Below are 20,746 nucleotides of genomic sequence, written 5' to 3'. Positions count from 1 at the left end.
TGATCGATTGAGCTGGTAAATGTGAGTCCTTATCATTTGGGCCACTTTTCCCGACCGAGAGATCACTCCCATGTTGGCATCCAAGCGTGTTCTGACCGCACTTGCCCTGACCCTGATCGGCAGCACCGCCGCCCAGGCCGCCGATGAGGTGGTGGTCTACTCGTCGCGCATCGATGAACTGATCAAACCGGTGTTCGATGCCTACACCGCCAGGACCGGCGTGAAGATCAAGTTCATCACCGACAAGGAAGCGCCGCTGATGCAACGGATCAAGGCCGAGGGCGAGAACGCCACCGCCGACCTGCTGCTGACCGTCGATGCCGGCAACCTGTGGCAGGCCGAGCAGATGGGCATTCTCCAGCCCTTCACCTCGAAAACCATCGACGCCAACATTCCCCTGCAATACCGCTCGTCCAGTCACGCCTGGACCGGCCTGAGCCTGCGCGCGCGGACCATCGCCTATTCCACCGAGCGCGTGAAACCAGGCGAACTGACCACCTACGAAGCGCTGGCCGACAAGAACTGGGAAGGCCGTCTGTGCCTGCGCACGGCGAAGAAGGTCTACAACCAGTCGCTGACCGCCACCATGATCGAAGTCCACGGCGCCGAGAAAACCGAAAAGATCCTCAAGGGCTGGGTCAACAACCTGTCCACCGATGTGTTCTCCGACGACGTCGCGGTGCTCGAAGCGATCAATGCCGGCCAGTGCGATGTGGGCATCGTCAACACCTACTACTACGGTCGCCTGCACAAGCAAAAGCCGGATCTTCCGGTGAAACTGTTCTGGCCGAACCAGGCGGACCGCGGTGTGCACGTCAACCTGTCGGGCATCGGTTTGACCAGACACGCGCCGCACCCGGAAGCGGCCAAGGCGCTGGTGGAGTGGATGACCACGCCTGAGGCGCAGAAGATCTTCGCCGACGTGAACCAGGAATTCCCGGCGAATCCGGCGGTAAAGCCTTCGGAGGAAGTGGCGGCTTGGGGGCAGTTCGTGGCCGATACGTTGCCGGTCGAAGTGGCGGGCAAGCGCCAGGCCGAAGCGATCCGGATGATGGATAGGGCGGGTTGGAACTGACGCCACGTATGGAAGCCTGCCGATTCATGGCAGGCTTCGTCATTTTCTAGAGAGCTTTTCCTTGTCCCACCCCGCCCAACGCCGCTGGTACCCCATCGTCTTCGCCATCGCCGCATTGGTGTTGCTCCCTCTCAGCGTCCTCCTGCTGTCGTGGGAGACCATCGACCAGCAGATCTGGTCGCACCTGTGGGAAACCCAGATGCCGCGCCTGTTGGGCAATACCCTGACGCTGGTCATCGGCGTCGGTGTCGGCGTGACCTTGCTGGGCGTCAGCCTCGCCTGGCTCACCAGCCTCTGCGAATTCCCCGGTCGGCGCTGGCTCGACTGGGCGTTGATGCTGCCGTTTGCGATCCCGGCCTATGTACTGGCATTCGTGTTCGTCGGTCTGCTGGACTTCGCCGGTCCCGTGCAAAGCCTGCTGCGTGAATGGTTCGGAACCGGTCTGCGCCTGCCCCGGGTGCGCTCCACCGGCGGGGTGATTCTGGTGTTGGTGCTGGTGTTCTATCCCTACGTTTACCTGTTGGCGCGTACCGCGTTTCTCGCTCAGGGCAAAGGCCTGATGGAAGCGGCGCGAGTGCTCGGACAATCACCGTGGCAGGCGTTCCGGCGGGTGGCATTGCCGATGGCGCGACCGGCCATCGGCGCTGGCGTGGCGCTGGCATTGATGGAAACCCTGGCGGATTTCGGCGCGGTGTCGGTGTTCAACTTCGACACCTTCACCACCGCGATCTACAAGACCTGGTATGGCTTCTTCAGTCTGTCCAGCGCCGCACAACTGGCCAGCCTGTTGCTGCTGGTGGTGATGCTGGTGCTGTACGGCGAACGTCGCGCCAGGGGCGCCAATCGGGCGAGCAACGAGCGGCCGCGGGTCAAGGCGCTGTATCACCTGCGCGGGGCCAAAGCCTGGGCAGCGGCCGGCTGGTGCGGTCTGGTGTTCGCCTGTGCGTTTGTGATTCCGGTGCTGCAACTGCTGGTGTGGTTCTGGCAGCGCGGGCGTTTCGATCTGGATGAGCGTTACGCCGGCCTGATTCTGCACACCCTGTACCTGGGCGGCATGGCGGCGCTGATCACGGTCAGCGTGGCGATGTTGCTGGTGTTCGCCCGACGTCTGGCACCGACCCCGGCAGTTCGCTCGGGCGTCAGTCTGGCCAACCTCGGCTATGCCTTGCCGGGTTCGGTGCTGGCGGTGTCGATCATGCTGGCGTTCAGTTATCTGGATCGGGAACTGGTGATTCCGTTGTCCGCTTGGCTCGGCGGTGCGGGCAAGCCTTTGTTGCTGGGCAGTCTGGCGGCGTTGCTGATGGCATATCTGGTGCGCTTCGTGGCGGTGGCCTACGGGCCGCTGGAAAGCAGTCTGGCGCGTATACGGCCCTCTTTGCCCGAAGCGGCACGTAGCCTGGGTGTCAGTGGGCCGCGACTGTTTTTCAAAGTGTATCTACCGTTGTTGCTGCCCGGTACGCTCAGCGCCGCGCTGCTGGTGTTCGTCGACGTGCTGAAGGAAATGCCGGCGACCCTGCTGATGCGCCCGTTTGGCTGGGACACGCTGGCCGTACGGATCTTCGAGATGACCAGCGAAGGCGAATGGGCGCGGGCATCGTTGCCGGCGCTGACGCTGGTGCTGGTCGGTTTGTTGCCGGTCATTGGACTTATTCGCCGCTCGGCACATCGAAACACTTAGTCGTCAGTCCTGAATCATGCGGCTACAATGCGCGGCATTCGGTGCGGTCCGTCTGACAGACCCTGTCGCTGAAATCGGCTGAAGGCCTTCTCTTTCGGGGCTTTCAAACCGTGCAGCAGCGCTCCGCACCTTCGCCACGCCCGGAAGGAGAAACCCATGGGACAGCGTACGCCTCTGTATGACCTGCATCTCGCCCTCGGCGCGAAGATGGTCGATTTTGGCGGTTGGGACATGCCACTGCATTACGGCTCGCAGGTCGAGGAACACCACGAGGTGAGACGCGATTGCGGGGTGTTCGATGTTTCCCACATGACCGTGATCGATGTCACGGGCCAACAGGCCAGGGCCTGGCTCCGGCATTTGCTGGCCAACGACGTCGAACGCCTGCACAGCCCGGGCCGGGCGTTGTACAGCACGATGCTCAACGAGCGCGGCGGCATTGTCGATGACATGATCGTCTATCGCCTCGATGAGGGTTACCGGCTGGTGGTCAATGCTTCGACGCGTGATCAGGATCTGGCCTGGATGCAGGCGCACCTTGCCGGCTTCGACGTGCAACTGCGCGAACGCACGGATCTGGCGATGCTCGCCATTCAAGGCCCTCATGCCCGGCAGAAGATTGCCGAACTGGTGACCCAGTCCCGCGCCAATCTGATCCAGATGCTCAAGCCTTTCGAAGGCCAGGTCGATGGCGACTGGTTCATTGCCCGTACCGGGTACACCGGCGAAGACGGGCTGGAAATCGCCCTGCCGGCCGATCAGGCCCCCGGATTTTTCAACGACCTGGTAGGCGCCGGCATTTCCCCCATCGGCCTCGGTGCCCGCGACACGTTGCGAGTGGAAGCCGGCATGAATCTCTACGGTCAGGACATTCATCAAGACGTTTCGCCGCTGGCCTCGAACATGGCCTGGAGCATCGCCTGGGAGCCGGCCACGCGCCGGTTCATCGGTCGTGATGCGCTGGAAGCGGAAAAAAACGCCGGCGTGCAGCACAAACTGGTGGGCCTGGTGCTCGAGGAACGCGGGGTTTTGCGTGCGCATCAGGTGGTTCGTATCGCTGATGTTGGCGAAGGAGAGATCACCAGTGGTAGTTTCTCTCCTACGCTTAGCAAGTCGATTGCCCTGGCGCGCGTACCGATGGCGACAGCCGACCGCGCCGAAGTGGAAATCCGTGGCAAGTGGTATCCGGTACGAGTGGTCAAACCGACCTTCGTCCGCCACGGCAAAACCTTGATCTAATCTTTCCCGGCGGGTACGACCGCTGACAATTTCTTGAGGACACCGAGCATGAGCAATATCCCCGCCGACCTGCGTTTTGCCGAAAGTCATGAATGGGCGCGCCTGGAAGCCGACGGCACCGTCACCGTGGGCATCAGCGATCACGCACAGCAAGCGCTGGGCGACGTGGTGTTCGTCGAGCTGACTGAAGTCGGCAAGGTGTTTGCTGCCGGTGATGCGGCGGGTGTTGTCGAGTCGGTCAAGGCCGCCTCCGACATCTACGCCCCGGTCGGCGGCGAAGTGATCGCAGTCAACGAGGAGTTGGCGGATTCGCCGGAACTGCTGAACGAAGAACCGTATGAGTCGTGGATCTTCAAGCTCAAGCCAAGCGACAAGTCCGAGCTGGACAAGCTGCTCGACGCCGATGCCTACCGGAAGTCCATCGGCGAATAAGCTTCACGCAACACCGAAAAGCCCCGATCCGTCGGGGCTTTTTTCTGGACGCAGCTTTTTATCGGGGACGGCTCAGGCGTTGCCCAGCACCGCTTTGACCGCCGCCACCGAACGCTCGACATCGGCTTTGCTCATGGCGGTGAACATCGGCAACGACACGATCAGCCTTCCGACCCGCTCGGCCACCGGCAACATGCCCTCCTTGAAACCGCGCTCACGGTACAGGCTCAGCAAGTGGATCGGCGGGTAGTGATAACCGATGCCGATGCCCAGCGCCTGCATCTGCTCCATGAATGTGGCCCGCGCCGGCAAACCGTCCTTGCGCTCCGGCAATACCAGCTGGAACAGGTGCCAGTTGCTGTTGGTGAAATCGGCCGGCGGCAGTTGCGCGCCGTATGTGGCTTCGAAGTCGTCGCCAAAGCACTTGAAGTAATGACGCGCCAGTGCCTGACGATGCGCAGTGAGGGCTTCGATGTGGGCGAACTGGCCGAGGCCGATGGTCGCTGCAACGTCGGTCATGTTGAATTTGCCGCCCAGCACATCGACATCCAGGCCGTCGAAGCCAGTGCGGGTGACGCCTTGCAGGCGATATTTCTCCGCCAGACGTGCTTCCTCGGGCGTGTTCAGCACCAGGCAACCACCCTCGGAGCAGGTCACGTTCTTGTTGGCCTGGAAGCTGAACGACACGAAGTCACCGGTGGCGCCGATGCGCTGGCCATTCCAGCTCGAACCGAGGGCCTGGGCGGCATCTTCGACGATGCGCAGGTTGTGCTTTTTGGCGATGGCGTACAGGCGGTCCATGTCCACCGGCAGCCCGGCAAGGTAGACCGGGATGACCGCTTTGGTGCGCGGCGTGATGGCCGCTTCCAGTTTATCCAGGTCGATGTTGCGGGTGACCGGGTCGATGTCGGCGAACACCGGGGTGGCGCCCACTTCAAGAATCACGTTGGCCGTGGCGACCCAGGAGATCGGCGTGGTGATCACTTCGTCACCCGGTCCGATGCCGGCGATGCGCAGGGCGATTTCCATGGTGCAGGTGCCGGAGTTGAAGGTGCGCACCGGGCGCCCGCCAAAATACTCCGACAGTTGCGCTTCGAAGGCCTGGACCTTCGGCCCGCTGGTGATCCAGCCGGAGCGCAGGACATCGCCGACGGCGGCGATGGTGGCTTCGTCGATGACAGGTTTGGAAAACGGCAGAAACGGCAGTTGGCTCATGAGGACTCGATCATCCAAGGGTTGGGCACGTGTTGCTGGTGCCACAGCATGCCCCGTTCGACCACCCGCCGCCAAGCCGTCCGCGACGGTATCGACTGCTATGCTGGTTTGACCGTGTTGCATTGACGCCGAGCGCCAGCCAGGAGAGAGACCGTCATGTCCCAGTTGCCGTCCTTGAGCCAGTTACGCGACCCCCAGGCCTTCCTGCGCCGTCATCTCGGCCCCGATGCCGCCGAACAGCAGGCGATGCTCGACAGCCTGGGCCTGGGCAGCCGGATCGAACTGATCGAGCAGACTGTCCCGCCCGCCATTCGTCTCAATCGTGCACTGGACCTGCCGCGGGCTCTGGACGAGCAGGCTGCGCTGGCGAAACTGCGCGGGTACGCCGAACAGAATCAGGTCTGGACCAGCCTGATCGGCATGGGCTACCACGGCACCCTCACGCCTACGGTCATTCTGCGCAACGTGCTGGAAAATCCCGGCTGGTACACCGCGTACACGCCGTACCAACCGGAGATCGCCCAGGGCCGGCTCGAAGCGTTGCTCAATTTCCAGCAACTGACCATCGACCTCACCGGCCTGGAGCTGGCCAACGCATCGTTGCTCGATGAAGCCACTGCGGCTGCCGAAGCCATGGCGCTGGCCAAGCGTGTGGCGAAGTCGAAGAGCAATCTGTTTTTCGTCGATGAAAACTGTCATCCGCAAACCCTTTCCGTGGTCCGGACTCGCGCCGAAGGCTTCGGTTTCGAGCTGATCGTCGACACTGTGGATAACTTGAAGCAGCACCAGGTATTCGGGGCACTGCTGCAATACCCCGACACCCACGGCGAGGTCCGCGATCTGCGTCCGTTGATCGATCATCTGCATGCGCAACAGGCGCTGGCTTGCGTGGCAGCCGATCTGTTGAGTCTGTTATTGCTGACGCCGCCGGGTGAGCTGGGCGCCGATGTGGTGTTCGGCTCATCCCAGCGCTTCGGTGTGCCGATGGGGTACGGCGGGCCGCACGCGGCGTTTTTTGCCAGTCGCGAGGAATACAAACGGGCGATTCCCGGGCGCATCATCGGTGTCTCGAAAGATGCGCGAGGCAACGTGGCGCTGCGCATGGCCCTGCAGACCCGCGAGCAGCACATTCGCCGGGAGAAGGCCAATTCGAACATCTGCACGGCCCAGGTGCTGTTGGCCAACATCGCCAGTTTCTACGCGGTGTATCACGGGCCGGAAGGGCTGAAACGTATTGCCCGGCGAGTCCATCGGCTGACCTGCATCCTCGCTGCCGGCCTCGAGCGTCACGGTATCAAGCGCATCAACCAGCAGTTTTTCGACACGCTTACCCTGGACGTTGGCGGCGCGCAGACCGCGATTATCGAAAGCGCTCAGGCTGCGCAGATCAACCTGCGTATTCTCGGGCGCGGTCACCTGGGTCTGAGCCTCGATGAAACTTGTGACGAGCGCACCGTCGGCAAACTGTTCGATGTGCTGTTGGGTGTCGATCATGGGCTCAACGTCGAAGAACTCGATGCCGAAGCACTGGTTTCCGGAATTCCCGAGAACCTGCAACGCAACTCGCCGTACCTGCGCCATCCGGTGTTCAACGCCCATCACAGCGAAACCGAAATGCTGCGTTACCTCAAGCAATTGGAGAACAAGGATCTGGCGCTCAACCAGTCGATGATCCCGTTGGGTTCCTGCACCATGAAACTTAACGCCACCAGCGAGATGATTCCGATCACCTGGCCGCAGTTCGCCAATCTGCACCCGTTCGTGCCCCGGGAGCAGGCCGTTGGTTACACGCTGATGATCGAGGAGCTGGAGCGCTGGTTGTGTGCGATCACCGGGTTTGACGCGATCTGCATGCAACCAAACTCCGGCGCTCAGGGCGAGTACGCCGGGTTGCTGGCCATCCGCAAATACCATGAAAGCCGTCAGCAGGGCGGGCGCGACATCTGCCTGATTCCGTCCTCGGCCCACGGCACCAACCCGGCCTCGGCACAGATGGCCGGGATGCGGGTGGTGATCGTCGAGTGCGACGAGGCGGGCAACGTCGATCTTGAGGATTTGAAGGCCAAGGCTGCCGAGGCGGGTGACAAATTGTCGTGCCTGATGGCGACCTATCCGTCGACCCACGGTGTGTACGAGGAAGGCATCAGCGAAATCTGCGACGTTATCCACAGGCACGGCGGTCAGGTGTACATGGATGGCGCCAACCTCAATGCCCAGGTCGGGCTGGCGCGGCCGGCAGATATTGGCGCCGATGTGTCGCACATGAACCTGCACAAGACTTTTTGCATTCCCCACGGTGGCGGCGGGCCGGGCATGGGGCCGATTGGTGTGCGGGCGCATCTGGCGCCATTCGTCGCCAATCATCCGGTGGTGCCGATCGACGGGCCGCAACCGCAGAACAGCGCGGTGAGCGCAGCACCCTGGGGCAGTGCGAGCATTTTGCCGATCAGCTGGATGTACATCGCCATGATGGGGCCGCAACTGGCGGACGCCAGCGAAGTGGCGATTCTCGCGGCGAATTACCTGGCGCAGCATTTGTCCGGTGCCTTCCCCGTGCTCTACACCGGGCGCAATGATCGGGTGGCTCATGAGTGCATTCTCGACCTGCGACCGCTGAAAGCGCAGACCGGCATCAGCGAGGAAGACATCGCCAAGCGCCTGATGGATTACGGCTTCCACGCACCGACCATGTCGTTCCCGGTGCCGGGCACGCTGATGGTCGAGCCGACCGAGAGTGAGTCCAAGGCAGAACTGGACCGCTTCATCGGCGCCATGTTGAGCATCCGTGCGGAAATCACCGAAGTGCAGAACGGCAACTGGCCGGCCGAGGATAACCCGCTCAAGCGGGCGCCCCATACGCTGGCCGATATCACCGGCGTCTGGGAGCGGCCTTACAGCATCGAGCAGGGCATCACGCCGGATGCGCACACCAAGGCGCACAAGTACTGGCCGGCGGTGAATCGGGTGGACAACGTCTATGGCGACCGCAACCTGTTCTGCGCCTGTGTGCCGGTGGACGATTACCGCTGATCGGCGGGCAAAAAAATGCCGCTCGTGTGAGCGGCATTTTTGTGGGCGACAGGTTTATTCCGAAGCCACGGCGTTCTTCGCCAGGATCGCGTTCGCCAGTTCCATGTCCGTGGCCTGCAGGCCCGGGTTGTCGGCGCGGACTTTCTGCATGGCGGCTTCCAGGTACGGGCCACGGATACCGCCATCGCTGGCAACGAAACTGCCGGCGTCGTCCTGGGCGGCGACAATCAGCTTGTGATCCTTGAAGGTCAGGTACGTCGAGCCGGTGGTGGCGCCGGACGAAATGACGTTACGCCAAAAGCTGTCGGCCATTGCCGAACCGACGGGCAGAGACAGCAGGGCGAGGGTGGCGACAGCAAGTTTGAGACGCATGAGGGGTGACTCCACTGGTGTTGAATAACGGCTTGGATTGCCATTTCGTCGATCCGGTTCCGTGCCGGGCTATTTCTGCTCGCTCTGCGGTGTCACCCGCAGCACTTCCTCGATGGTCGTCAGCCCCGCCGCGACTTTTTGCGCGCCGGACAGGCGCAGGCTGCGCATGCCTTCCTTGAAGGCCTGGCGCCGAAGTGCGGTCAGATCGGTATCCGAACTGATCAACGCCTTGAGGCTGTCGGTCAGTTGCATGATTTCGTAAACCCCGGCGCGCCCGTGATAACCGGTACCGCGGCACTCCAGGCAACCGATGGCCCGTTGCGCGTTGCCCGGCAGCGGAGCCTGCCACGGTCGGGTCAGGGTTTGCCAGTCCTCTTCGGCGACCGGCAGCGGCGCCTTGCAGTGCGGACACAGCGTGCGCACCAGGCGCTGGGCCATGACGCCGAGAACCGTGGCCTTGATCAGGTAATGCGGCACGCCGAGTTCCAGCAGACGGCTGATGGCGCTCGGCGCGTCGTTGGTGTGCAGGGTCGAGAGCACCAGGTGTCCGGTCAATGCTGCCTGGATCGCCATTTCGGCGGTTTCCAGGTCACGGATCTCACCGATCATGATGATGTCCGGGTCCTGCCGCATCAGTGCTCGCACCCCGGCGGCGAAGGTCAGGTCGATATTGTGTTGCACCTGCATCTGGTTGAAGGCCGGCTCGACCATCTCGATCGGATCCTCGATGGTGCAGAGGTTCACCTCCGGGGTCGCCAGTTTTTTCAGGGTCGTGTACAGCGTGGTGGTCTTGCCCGACCCGGTCGGGCCGGTCACCAGAATGATGCCGTTGGGCTGGCGGGTCATATCCTGCCAGCGGCGCAGGTCGTCGGCGGAAAACCCGAGCTGGTCGAAATCCTTGAGCAGCACTTCCGGGTCGAAGATCCGCATCACCATTTTTTCGCCGAACGCGGTGGGCAGGGTCGACAGGCGCAGTTCCACTTCACCGCCGTCCGGGGTCTTGGTCTTGACCCGCCCGTCCTGGGGTTTGCGCTTTTCGGCGACGTTCATCCGGCCGAGGCTCTTCAGGCGGCTGACGATGGCCATCGTCACCTGCGGTGGAAACTGATAGACGTTGTGCAGCACGCCGTCGATGCGAAAGCGCACCGTGCCTTGCTCGCGCCGTGGCTCGATGTGGATATCGCTGGCCCGTTGCTGGAAGGCGTACTGGAACAGCCAGTCGACGATGTTGACGATGTGCGCGTCGTTGGCGTCCGGCTCCTGGTCGCTGGCGCCCAGATTGAGCAGTTGTTCGAAGTTGCCGAGGTTGCTGCCCGGCTGGTCGGCGTTGCTGGCGCCGCTGACCGACTTGGCGAGGCGAAAAAACTCGACGCTGAAGCGCTGGATGTCCGTCGGGTTGGCCACCACCCGTTTGACCGGCAATTTCAGGACGTGGGTCAGATCGGCTTCCCAGCCCCTGACGTAAGGCTGGGCGCTGGCGACGGTTACCGCGTCGCGGTCGACCGACACCGCAAGAATCTTGTGGCGCTGGGCGAAGGCGTAGGACATCAGCGGCGTGACGGCGGCGACGTTGATCTTCAGCGGATCGATCCGCAGGTATGGCTGGCCGGCCTGCTGGGCCAGCCACAGGGTCAGGCTTTCGAGGTCCAGGTGTTTGCCCGGACGACTGAGGTCGTCGAGCTGCTGGCCGGCGATGAATTCCAGCGGATGCATCTGACCGTGGGGCGCCTGCCGACGACGGGCATTCAGCGCCTGCTCGGCGGAGTCCTGGCTGATGAAGCCCTGGGCGACCAGTTCACGCAATACATCATTGAGATCCAGCCAGCGGTCCTGAGTGGCAAGTTGAACGGACATGCGGGCTCCTTTTGAACGACAGTCCGCAAAGGATAGTCGCGGCCCCGCCGACCGTTGGGCCACTACCCCGACGAAGGCGTTTCGGCTTTTTTCAGCCGGCTGCCTGAGTCGGCGCATCCCACGCCGCATCGGGGTTTTGCAGATTCACCGAACACACGCAGATCAGGTTACGAAGTTTTTCCGCGATCACTTGGGCGCGGTGCCAGCTCAGGCCACCCATGATGATGTCGATGGACAGCAGGTCGTCCAGTCGCTGGACATTGACCTGTTCCGGGGTGAGGAACTGCAGGGCGAACAGATTCAGCACCCGCACCAGCAAATCCGGTTCGGCCTCGGCCAGTATCTGGTACTGCGCAAGGCAATGAGCGTTGCTGACGTTCCACACATCGGCACGGGGCGCTGGGGTATTGACGGCTTCGAGGTGTGGCATGACAGATCTCCGGAATCAGTGGAGAAATTTTTACATTCGATGCCGGGCATTTCTTGTCTAAGATGAGCCGATTGGCCGGGTTGTCGGGTAGAGCAATTCGGTATTGGCTGATTTTTAGGATTATTTATGCACAGTGAGCTGGACAGTTACGATCGGCGTATTCTCGCCCTGTTGCAAGAGGACGCTTCCCTGTCCAGCGCACAGATCGCCGAACAGGTGGGCCTGTCGCAGTCGCCGTGCTGGCGGCGGATTCAGCGGATGAAGGAGGAGGGGATCATTCGGGGTCAGGTGACCTTGCTCGATCGCAAGAAGATTGGCCTGAACACGCAGATCTTCGCCGAAATCAAACTCAACGCCCACGGTCGTTCGAACTTCACCGAATTCACCGAGGCGATTCGCGGCTTTCCCGAAGTGCTGGAGTGTTATGTACTGATGGGAGCGGTGGATTTCATGTTGCGCATCGTCGCGGCGGACATCGAGGCGTATGAGCGGTTCTTCTTCGAGAAGCTGTCGCTGGTGCCGGGTATTCAGGAAGTGAACTCGATTGTGGCGTTGTCGGAAATCAAGTCGACGACGAGTTTGCCGGTATTGCGCTGAATGCCTTTGTGGCGAGGGAGCTTGCTCCCGTTGGGTTGCGAAGCAGTCCCAACCGTCGCTTGCCGGAACTGGGAGTCCTTCGGCCTCCAGCGGGAGCAAGCTCTCTCGCCACAGTTTCTGTTGTCGGGGGATTACAGGCGCAGCAGCGTTTTCCAGGCACGATTCTGATAAACCGCAATCGCCTGATGCTTGCGCGCATCGAGCAGTTCATCGGTGATGGTCGGCTCGTTGGCCAGTTGCGCCAGTTTGTTCAGCTCGCCGTACAACCGGTCCATTTCCGGGATCTCCAGCACGTTGCGCGCGTGGTGCAGCCAGACCTGGATGCGTTCGATGCGCGGCAGTTGCTCGGCCAGATCTTCCGGCTGCTGCTGATAGCGCTGCAATTGCAGGGAAGTGGCTTCTTCGCCCAGCAGGCGCGGCAGCCAGCTTTGCAACTGCGCAGCGCCTTGGCGATTGCCACGAGTGTTGCGATCAGCGGTCCAGGTGCGAGCCAGCAACCAGCGCGAGGCGTTCAGCGAGAACAGGCCCCAGCGCGGGTCTTCCAGTTCTTCGAGGAATTGCTCCGGCGCGGCTTTGCGCACGTCTTCGTCCTCAATGCCGACTTGTACCAGCGGACGCCAGTCCTCCAGCAACGCATCTAGTGCCACACGCAGGTCGTGGGTCGATTGACGCGGTGCGGCCTGGCCAAGGCTGCTGAGCAGGGCGCGCATTTCCGCGAGGTTCTCGACCCAGTCCTGCAGCAGGCGCCAGTGGCCGTTGAAACGATACTGTTCGGCCAGGCGCTGGCTGCTGCCGAGCAAGTGCCAGCTCAGCGCGGCGAAGGCATCGTCCAGCGGGGTTTCGGCGGTGATGGCCGGCGCCGGCAGGCTCAGCGAATAGCTGTTGGCGTCGTACAGGCGATAGCCGCGCTCGGCCTTGCTGATGTCGCACGGCATCAGGGCCAGGGTTTCGGCCAGTTCGGCGGCCAGTTCCAACAGCGCGGCAGGCTCGCCTTCGCGCAGTTCCAGTTCCAGCTCGCAGATTTCTTCTTTCTGCTTGCCGACCACCACGTGGCCCAGGTCCAGTGCGGCTTCGATGACTACTTTGGTCTTGCCGCGGCCCCAGGCGATTTCAGCGCGTTCACGGACGAAATCGGTGGTGAAGATCGGTTTCAGGGTTTTCTTGTCCAGTTCGGCAAGGGACTCGGGCCAGCATTCGCCGTCGAGTTTCTTCACATCGAGTTTGGCTTTGGGCAGGTGCCAGTCGTACTCGTTACGCTCGGACAGACCGGCAACGCTCTGACCGCGGGTCTTGAGGGTCTGGATCACTTCTTCGCCGTCCTTGCGCAGGCGCAGGGCGACTTTGGCCCGGGCCAGGTCACGCTCGGGCGTGTCGAAGTACTGATTCATCAACTCACGGCGTTCCCAGCCACTTTTGTTGCGTTTTTTCAGGAGAGGGTGCTCGCGCAGGGCGGCGAGGGTTTCGCGGCTGACGCGGAGTTTGATTTCGGTTTCTTTCTGCATGGCCGGAAAATCCAGGATCGGGAGCGCAGCCGGGGAAAGTGTGGCTGCCAAGGCCGTGCAGTGTACAGGACTGAACCTTCCTACGCCTTGTGGCGGTTTATTCCTGTCGCCGGATGGTTCTATGATGGACTCCAATCCGGGAGTTGGAGTCAGCGATGCCTTTGCCATCCATGCAGGACCAGTTCGCTGCACTGATCGCCGTGCCGTCGGTCAGTTGCACCCAACCGAATCTGGATCAATCCAACCGGCCGGTGATCGATCTGCTCGCCGGATGGCTCGGCGACCTGGGCTTCAGCTGCGATATCCGGCAGGTCAGCCCCGGCAAGTTCAACCTGCTCGCCAGTTTTGGCAGCGGCCCCGGCGGGCTGGTGCTGGCCGGGCACAGCGACACGGTGCCTTACGATGACGCGCTGTGGAAAACCGACCCGCTGAAACTCACCGAAGTCGACGGCCGCTGGGTCGGCCTCGGCAGTTGCGACATGAAAGGCTTCTTCGCCCTGATCATCGAAGCCGTGCAGCCGTTGCTCGACCAGCCGTTCAAACAGCCGTTGCTGGTTCTCGCCACCTGCGATGAAGAAAGTTCGATGTCCGGCGCGCGGGCGCTGGCCGAAGCGGGGCAACCGCTGGGCCGGGCAGCGGTGATCGGCGAGCCGACCGGTCTCAAGCCGATCCGCATGCACAAGGGCATCATGATGGAGCGCATCGAGATCCTCGGGCAAAGCGGCCATTCGTCGGATCCTCGCCTGGGGCACAGCGCCCTCGAAGCCATGCACGATGCCATCGGCGAACTGCGCGGACTGCGTCTGCTGTGGCAGCGGGAATTCAACAACCCGCAGTTCAGCGTGCCGCAGCCGACCATGAACTTCGGCTGCATCCATGGTGGCGACAATCCCAACCGCATCTGCGGCCAGTGTTCGCTGGAGTTCGATCTGCGACCGTTGCCGGGCATGGACCCGAAAGTGCTGCGGGCCGAGATCCTGCGCAAGCTCAATCCGGTCGCCGAACGGCATCAGGTGAAGATCGATTACGCGCCGTTATTCCCTGAAGTGCCGCCGTTCGAGCAGTCCGAAGACGCCGAACTGGTGCGAATGGCCGAAAAACTCACCGGCCACCCGGCCGAAGCGGTAGCGTTCGGCACCGAAGCGCCTTATCTTCAGCGCCTTGGTTGCGAAACCATCGTACTCGGCCCCGGTGACATCGGCTGTGCCCACCAGCCGGACGAGTACCTTGAAATGTCACGTTTGCAGCCTACCGTGCATCTATTGCGGCAGTTGATCGAACATTACTGTCTCAAAACTGTATAAATTGCCGTCCTGCCAACCCGTATTCATGAGGAGAGCGCGCGTGTCGCCAAGCCTGTTCCGACGATAACCATCAGCCCGCTGTGCGTTTTCCGTTTCGCCCTTTTTCCGGCTGCTATTTATTACAGGCCCAGGTTCATGCCCGAATACGTCAATTGGCTTCGCCACGCGTCTCCCTATATCAATGCCCACCGCGACTGCACCTTCGTCGTCATGCTGCCCGGCGACGGCGTGGAGCATCCGAATTTCGGCAACATCGTCCATGACATCGTGCTGTTGCACAGCCTCGGTGTGCGACTGGTGCTGGTCCACGGCTCCCGTCCGCAGATCGAAACCCGTCTCGCCGCGCGCGGCCTGACCCCGCATTACCACCACGGCATGCGCATCACCGATGCCGCGACGCTCGAGTGCGTGATCGATGCGGTCGGCCAGTTGCGCATTGCCATCGAAGCGCGTTTGTCGATGGACATGGCTTCGTCGCCGATGCAGGGCTCGCGCCTGCGGGTGGCCAGCGGCAATCTGGTCACCGCACGACCGATCGGCGTGCTGGAAGGTGTCGATTATCACCACACCGGTGAAGTGCGCCGGGTCGATCGCAAAGGTATCAACCGCCTGCTCGACGAACGTTCCATTGTGTTGCTGTCGCCGCTGGGCTATTCGCCGACCGGTGAGATCTTCAACCTGGCCTGCGAAGACGTCGCCACTCGCGCCGCCATCGATCTGGGAGCCGACAAACTGCTGCTGTTTGGCGCTGACCTCGGCCTGATCGACGAAAACGGCAAGCTGGTGCGTGAGCTGCGCCCGCAACAGGTGCCGGCGCATTTGCAGCGTCTGGGCAGCAACTATCAGGCGGAATTGCTGGATGCCGCCGCCGAAGCCTGCCGTGGCGGTGTGGCGCGCAGTCATATCGTCAGTTATGCCGAGGACGGTGCGCTGCTGACCGAACTGTTCACCCGCGACGGTGGCGGTACGCTGGTGGCACAGGAGCAGTTCGAACTGGTGCGCGAGGCGGCGATCGAAGACGTCGGCGGCTTGCTGGACCTGATCAGTCCGCTGGAAGAGCAGGGGATTCTGGTGCGTCGCTCCCGTGAAGTGCTGGAGCGTGAGATCGAGCAGTTCAGCGTGGTCGAGCGCGAAGGGATGATCATCGCGTGCGCGGCGCTGTATCAGATTGCCGATTCCGATGCCGGTGAACTGGCGTGCCTGGCGGTGAATCCCGAGTATCGCCATGGCGGGCGCGGCGATGAACTGCTGGAGCGCATCGAGACCCGTGCCCGGGCGCAGGGCCTGAAGACCTTGTTCGTCCTCACGACCCGCACCGCTCACTGGTTCCGCGAGCGCGGCTTCGAACCGAGCAGCGTCGAGCGCCTGCCGGCAGCGCGGGCTTCTCTGTACAACTATCAGCGCAATTCGAAGATCTTCGAAAAGTCCCTCTGATAACCGGGGCCTGGCAAAACATTGTGGCGAGGGAACCAGCTCCCTCACCACAGGTTTAATCGGTGATGAACTTGGCGCTGACGTACGGCGAATAGTCCGGCAACACCGTCTCGACCTTGCCTTGTTCCTTCAGAAATTTCGCCGTCTCGCCAATCGCCTTCGCCGTACCACCGTCCAGCAACGCTGCGGTCCGTTGTGTCCTGGCATCGGGGAACGCAGAACCTGCGAGCAATTCCGGGACATCGGCGGCATTGGCACCGGTCAGTTTGGCGATTTTCTGCACCGGCACCGAGTCGGCCGTCCAGCTGTCTTTATGAGCGGCATAGTCGGCGAACGAGTCCAGGGTCACCTTGGCGAACTTGGCCACGACCTCTGGATGCTTCTCGGCAAAGTCCTTGCGCGCAACCCAGACTTCGAAGGTCGGTGCACCCCACTGGCCGACCTGTGCGGCATCGGTCAGGGGCTTGCCGGTCTTGCGGATTTCACCCAGTGCCGGCGACCAGACAAAGGCGCCATCGATGTCGCCACGTTTCCAGGCCGCCGCTATTTCTGCAGGTTGCAGGTTCACCACTTTGACTTTCGAAGCATCCAGGCCCCAGTGCTTGAGTGCGCCGAGCAGGCTGTAGTGAGAGGTGGACACGAAGGGTGTGGCGATGGTCTTGCCCACCAGATCTGCCGGTTTGTCGATGCCACTGCCATTGCGTACCACCAGTGCCTCGGCGGCATTGATCTGCGCCGAAACGATAAATGCGACGATCGGCAGATTGCGTGAAGCGGCGGCGGCCAGCGGGCTGGATCCGAGGTTGCCGATCTGGACGTCGCCGGAGGCAATCGCTGTCACGACTTCCGGACCGCTGTTGAAACGGCGCCAGTCGATTTTTTCGCCTATGGTCTTCTCGTAGATGCCGTCGGCCTGGGGGACTTTGCTTGGATCGATGCCGGTCTGATAGCCGACAGTGAGGCTGGAAGCATGGACAGAAAAAGAAATCAGTGTTGATACACAAACTGTAACAAATTGACTAGATAGTGTGCGTTTGGCCATGATGACGTCGCCTTTTCGATAGGGTTTGACGAATCGGGGTTTCGCCAAAGCTAAACGATCTAAAAAAAGGCTCACAAATACCATTTAGGAATGAGCTTAGTCGCCGATACGCTGTATCCCGGTACGGATGGCGACTGTTGTCTATATTCCTGAGTGATATTAAAAAGAATCAATAAATTCTTTTTGGATTTATCTGGAAGTCTCTACCCTGCAAGGACCGAATAACTGCGATTAGACCTTGGTCGTAGACACACAAGGTTGCGATTGACTTGTCAGTCACGGTCTGGCGCTAATCGCGCATCTTAGGATCCAGGGGCGTCAGATCCCGGACCAGGAACACAAGAATTAGAAACGAGAGGAGCGATACATGAACAAGTCCACCCTGGCTTTGGCCGTGGCGGTAGGGGTTATTGCGCAGCAGGCAGGCGCAGCCGGTTTCATCGAAGACAGCAAGGCCACCCTTGGCCTGCGTAACTTCTACATCAACACTGACAACCGTGATGGTACCGGTCCGAACAAGAACGAAGAGTGGGGCCAGGGCTTCGATCTGCGTTTCATCTCGGGCTACACCCAGGGCACCGTCCAGTTCGGCGTTGACGCCATCGGCCTGTACGGCCTGCGTCTGGACTCGAGCCCGGACAAGAGCGGCAACTCTTCGGGTTCCGCTTCCGGCGGCACCATTTTCCCGAGCGATGGCAACCGTGCCGTGCATGACTTCGCCAGCCTGGGTCTGACCGGCAAGGTCAAGATTTCCCAGACCGAGCTGAAGGTCGGTACGCTGATGCCGAACAACCCGGTCATCAAGTACAACGATGGTCGCCTGCTGCCACAGACCTTCACCGGTGGCGAGCTGAAGTCCAACGAGATCAAGGATCTGACCCTGACTGCCGGTCAGATCGAATCCGCCAAGGGCCGTAACTCCAGCAACGACGAAAACCTGTCGATTGCCGGCGCGAACGCCGGTTCGAACTACGACAAGGGCGTGTTCAGCAACAAGTTCTACTACGCCGGTGCCGACTACAAGATCACCAAGGATCTGACCGCCTCGTACTACTACGGCGAGCTGAAAGAGTTCTACTCGCAGAACTTCCTGGGTCTGGTACACAACTGGGCCATCGGTCCGGGCGTGCTGAAAAGCGACCTGCGCTACTACCGCAGCCGTGACAACGGCAACAACGGCGACACGCCTGCGTACTTCACCAGCGGCTATTACGGCGGCAAGACCGTCAAGGGCAAGGTCGACAACGATCTGTACAGCTACCTGGCACTGTACTCGGTCGAAGGTCACACCTTCGGTGCCGGCTACCAGTACACCAAGGGCGACAGCGATTTCCCTTGGCTGAACCAGGGTGACGGCTCGTCCAACAGCACCATCACCGACATGCAGATCCAGAAGTTCGCCCGTGCCGGCGAGCGTACCTGGCAGGCTCGCTACGCCTATGACTTCGCCAAAGTCGGCCTGCCAGGCTTGACCGCTGGTGTGATCTACCTGCGCGGCGACAACATCGACACTCCGCTGGGCGAGAAAACCGAGTGGGAACGTGACCTGACCGTGGGCTACGTGATTCCGGAAGGCCCGCTGAAAAACCTCGGCGTTGCCTGGAAGAACGCTATGTGGCGCACCGACCTGGCGAACACCCGTTCCCAGGACGAAAACCGTCTGATCGTCAGCTACTCGATCCCGCTGCTGTAATAGCGCTCGAACAGTTGACATAAAAAAAAGCCCCGTCCGGCATTGCGCCGGACGGGGCTTTTGCGTTTTCGGGTCCGGCCCACCCCCGTAGACCTTTCCCGACATTTCCCTCTTACAGCAACTCAAGGCCTTCTCGAACCTTGGGGCCGATGTTCGGCGCGTTGCCGGCGAGCGTCCAGTGAACAGAAGTTTAATATTCGTAAATGATCTAGATATCTAGTTATTTATTCTTTTTATGAATGGCAAATCCCGAGCTACAGTTGAGGTCTCCAACCACTCATCAGGAGCAGCACCATGAGCCTCAGACTCGGCGATATCGCCCCCGATTTCGAACAGGATTCCAGTGCCGGCAAGATTCGTTTTCACGAGTGGCTCGGCAACAGCTGGGGCGTGCTGTTTTCCCATCCGGCGGACTTCACTCCGGTGTGCACCACCGAGCTGGGTTTCACCGCCAAGCTCAAGGATGAGTTCGGCAAACGCGGTGTTAAAGCCATCGCGCTGTCGGTCGACCCGGTGGATTCGCACCACAAGTGGATCGAGGACATCAACGAAACCCAGAACACGATCGTCAACTTCCCGATCCTGGCCGATGCCGACCGCAAGGTGTCCGATCTCTACGATCTGATCCATCCGAATGCCAGCGACACCCTGACCGTGCGCTCTCTGTTCGTGATCGATCCGAACAAGAAGATCCGCCTGACCATTACCTACCCGGCGAGCACCGGGCGCAACTTCCACGAAATCCTGCGGGTGATCGACTCGCTGCAACTCACCGACAACTACAAGGTGGCCACGCCGGCCAACTGGCAGGATGGTGAAGAAGTGGTGATCGTGCCGTCGCTCAAGGACGAGGAGGAAATCAAGCAACGCTTTCCGAAGGGCTATCGCGCGGTGAAACCGTATCTGCGCCTGACACCGCAGCCGAACAAGTAACCTTTCGGCGCCCGTGCCGGGCGTGGGGACCATCAGCAAGAACCACGATGCAGGGTTTCAGGCCGTTTTAACGGCCTGTTTTTTTGCCCGAAAGAAAGTGAAATGCATAGCTCAATAAAGAATAACCAAATGAATAAATATGATTTATGGATATATGAATCAGCTGTTAAGGTCACTGACATTGAAGCGAGATCGCAACCCGCGAATCGCCGGTAACGCGCAAGGAATCGTCTGAATGCTGGTCGTCTCACTCGGTGGCAGTCCCAGTCAACGCTCCCGTTCCGGAGTGTTGCTGGAGCGCTCGCAACGCTGGTTGCAGCAGCAAGGGGTGGAAGTGGTGAGTTATCAGGTACGGGATTTCCCGGCCGAGGACCTGCTCCATGCCCGCTTCAACAGCCCGAAGGTGCTCGACCTGCTGCAACAGATTGAAAACGCCGACGGCTTGCTGATCGCCACGCCGGTCTACAAGGCGTCGTTCTCGGGCGCGCTGAAGACCCTGCTGGATCTGTTGCCGGAACGTGCCTTGAGTCACAAGATCGTTTTGCCGATGGCCACCGGCGGCAGCATCGCCCACATGCTGGTGGTCGACTACGCGCTCAAACCGGTGCTGTCGGCGTTGAAAGCCCAGGAAATGCTGCAAGGGATTTTTGCCGAGGACAGCCAGATCGCCTACGGCGAAGGCAGTGCCGCGGCGCAGCTGGCGCCGGCTCTGGAACAGCGGCTGCACGAAGCGCTGGATCAGTTTGTCAGCGCCATGGCCCGCCGGCCGAAGCCGCTGGAGCCGGGGCTGTTGAATGAACGTTTGTTGAGTGCTCGCTGGAGCATTTGAGCCACATCGAAACTTGATGAAGTACTGGCCTTACTCGCCCGCCAACGGGCAAGCAGGTGCAGCCAAAACCCAACAGCAAAAAGGAGA

At 61.2% G+C, this 20,746-nt stretch carries 17 protein-coding genes; 11 read left to right on the top strand and 6 right to left on the bottom strand.

Going from position 1 to position 20,746, the window contains the following annotated elements:
- Positions 1-70: 70 nt before the first annotated feature.
- The 4 genes from ACK6BI_RS02360 (at position 71) to gcvH (ending at position 4,424) form a co-directional block, all read left to right on the top strand.
- On the top strand, positions 71-1,075 hold the full coding sequence (locus ACK6BI_RS02360) for an extracellular solute-binding protein (RefSeq protein ID WP_409315856.1): 1,005 nt from the start codon (positions 71-73) through the stop codon (positions 1,073-1,075).
- Between the two features lie 61 nt (positions 1,076-1,136).
- The gene (locus ACK6BI_RS02355; protein ID WP_409315855.1) at positions 1,137-2,753 is read left to right on the top strand and encodes an ABC transporter permease; all 1,617 of its coding nucleotides are present in this window, start codon (positions 1,137-1,139) and stop codon (positions 2,751-2,753) included.
- A gap of 156 nt (positions 2,754-2,909) precedes the next feature.
- Complete coding sequence (gene gcvT / locus ACK6BI_RS02350; RefSeq protein WP_409315854.1) at positions 2,910-3,992, top strand: glycine cleavage system aminomethyltransferase GcvT; 1,083 nt, start codon at positions 2,910-2,912, stop codon at positions 3,990-3,992.
- Positions 3,993-4,040: 48 nt separating this feature from the next.
- Positions 4,041-4,424, top strand: a complete 384-nt coding sequence (gene gcvH, locus ACK6BI_RS02345) for a glycine cleavage system protein GcvH (RefSeq protein WP_065259911.1) — start codon at positions 4,041-4,043, stop codon at positions 4,422-4,424.
- A 72-nt stretch (positions 4,425-4,496) separates the two neighbouring features.
- Here gcvH and ACK6BI_RS02340 read toward each other — a convergent pair whose 3' ends face one another.
- Entirely contained in the window at positions 4,497-5,639 is a 1,143-nt protein-coding gene (locus tag ACK6BI_RS02340) for a DegT/DnrJ/EryC1/StrS family aminotransferase (protein WP_409315853.1), read from the bottom strand.
- A gap of 156 nt (positions 5,640-5,795) precedes the next feature.
- Between ACK6BI_RS02340 and gcvP the strand changes: the two genes are divergently transcribed.
- A complete protein-coding gene (gene gcvP, locus ACK6BI_RS02335; RefSeq protein ID WP_409315852.1) occupies positions 5,796-8,669 on the top strand; it encodes an aminomethyl-transferring glycine dehydrogenase in 2,874 nt (957 codons plus the stop codon).
- A 54-nt stretch (positions 8,670-8,723) separates the two neighbouring features.
- Here the strand turns inward: gcvP and ACK6BI_RS02330 are convergent, their stop codons facing one another.
- The 3 genes from ACK6BI_RS02330 to ACK6BI_RS02320 form a co-directional block, all read right to left on the bottom strand.
- The gene (locus ACK6BI_RS02330) at positions 8,724-9,041 is read right to left on the bottom strand and encodes a DUF2388 domain-containing protein (RefSeq protein WP_007951791.1); all 318 of its coding nucleotides are present in this window, start codon (positions 9,039-9,041) and stop codon (positions 8,724-8,726) included.
- Between the two features lie 69 nt (positions 9,042-9,110).
- Positions 9,111-10,895, bottom strand: coding sequence for a GspE/PulE family protein (locus tag ACK6BI_RS02325; RefSeq protein ID WP_409315851.1), 1,785 nt, complete (start codon positions 10,893-10,895; stop codon positions 9,111-9,113).
- A gap of 91 nt (positions 10,896-10,986) precedes the next feature.
- Positions 10,987-11,325, bottom strand: a complete 339-nt coding sequence (locus ACK6BI_RS02320) for a hypothetical protein (RefSeq protein ID WP_409315850.1) — start codon at positions 11,323-11,325, stop codon at positions 10,987-10,989.
- Positions 11,326-11,451: 126 nt separating this feature from the next.
- Between ACK6BI_RS02320 and ACK6BI_RS02315 the strand changes: the two genes are divergently transcribed.
- A complete protein-coding gene (locus ACK6BI_RS02315) occupies positions 11,452-11,922 on the top strand; it encodes an Lrp/AsnC family transcriptional regulator (RefSeq protein WP_409315849.1) in 471 nt (156 codons plus the stop codon).
- Between the two features lie 131 nt (positions 11,923-12,053).
- Here the strand turns inward: ACK6BI_RS02315 and ACK6BI_RS02310 are convergent, their stop codons facing one another.
- Entirely contained in the window at positions 12,054-13,424 is a 1,371-nt protein-coding gene (locus ACK6BI_RS02310; RefSeq protein WP_409315848.1) for an inorganic triphosphatase, read from the bottom strand.
- A 155-nt stretch (positions 13,425-13,579) separates the two neighbouring features.
- Between ACK6BI_RS02310 and argE the strand changes: the two genes are divergently transcribed.
- Entirely contained in the window at positions 13,580-14,728 is a 1,149-nt protein-coding gene (gene argE, locus ACK6BI_RS02305) for an acetylornithine deacetylase (protein WP_409315847.1), read from the top strand.
- Positions 14,729-14,863: 135 nt separating this feature from the next.
- Positions 14,864-16,162 (top strand): amino-acid N-acetyltransferase, encoded by a 1,299-nt coding sequence (gene argA / locus ACK6BI_RS02300; protein ID WP_007951778.1) that lies wholly within the window; start codon positions 14,864-14,866, stop codon positions 16,160-16,162.
- Between the two features lie 55 nt (positions 16,163-16,217).
- On the opposite strand, the gene tauA is transcribed toward argA, so the two are convergent.
- Positions 16,218-17,207 (bottom strand): taurine ABC transporter substrate-binding protein, encoded by a 990-nt coding sequence (gene tauA / locus ACK6BI_RS02295; RefSeq protein WP_409315949.1) that lies wholly within the window; start codon positions 17,205-17,207, stop codon positions 16,218-16,220.
- 364 nt (positions 17,208-17,571) lie between these two features.
- Here tauA and ACK6BI_RS02290 point away from each other — a divergent pair, with 364 nt between their 5' ends.
- The 3 genes from ACK6BI_RS02290 (at position 17,572) to ssuE (ending at position 20,659) form a co-directional block, all read left to right on the top strand.
- Complete coding sequence (locus ACK6BI_RS02290) at positions 17,572-18,897, top strand: OprD family porin (protein WP_409315846.1); 1,326 nt, start codon at positions 17,572-17,574, stop codon at positions 18,895-18,897.
- Positions 18,898-19,191: 294 nt separating this feature from the next.
- Positions 19,192-19,830 carry a peroxiredoxin gene (locus ACK6BI_RS02285; protein WP_409315845.1) on the top strand — a complete coding sequence of 213 codons (639 nt, stop codon included), beginning with the start codon at positions 19,192-19,194 and terminating at the stop codon, positions 19,828-19,830.
- A 235-nt stretch (positions 19,831-20,065) separates the two neighbouring features.
- Positions 20,066-20,659, top strand: a complete 594-nt coding sequence (ssuE, locus tag ACK6BI_RS02280) for an NADPH-dependent FMN reductase (protein WP_065259901.1) — start codon at positions 20,066-20,068, stop codon at positions 20,657-20,659.
- The last annotated feature ends 87 nt before the right edge of the window (positions 20,660-20,746 follow it).

This window comes from Pseudomonas sp. KCJK9016, assembly GCF_046231795.1.
Classification (GTDB): domain Bacteria; phylum Pseudomonadota; class Gammaproteobacteria; order Pseudomonadales; family Pseudomonadaceae; genus Aquipseudomonas; species Aquipseudomonas bananamidigenes.
This window is presented reverse-complemented; position numbering and strand designations above follow the sequence as displayed.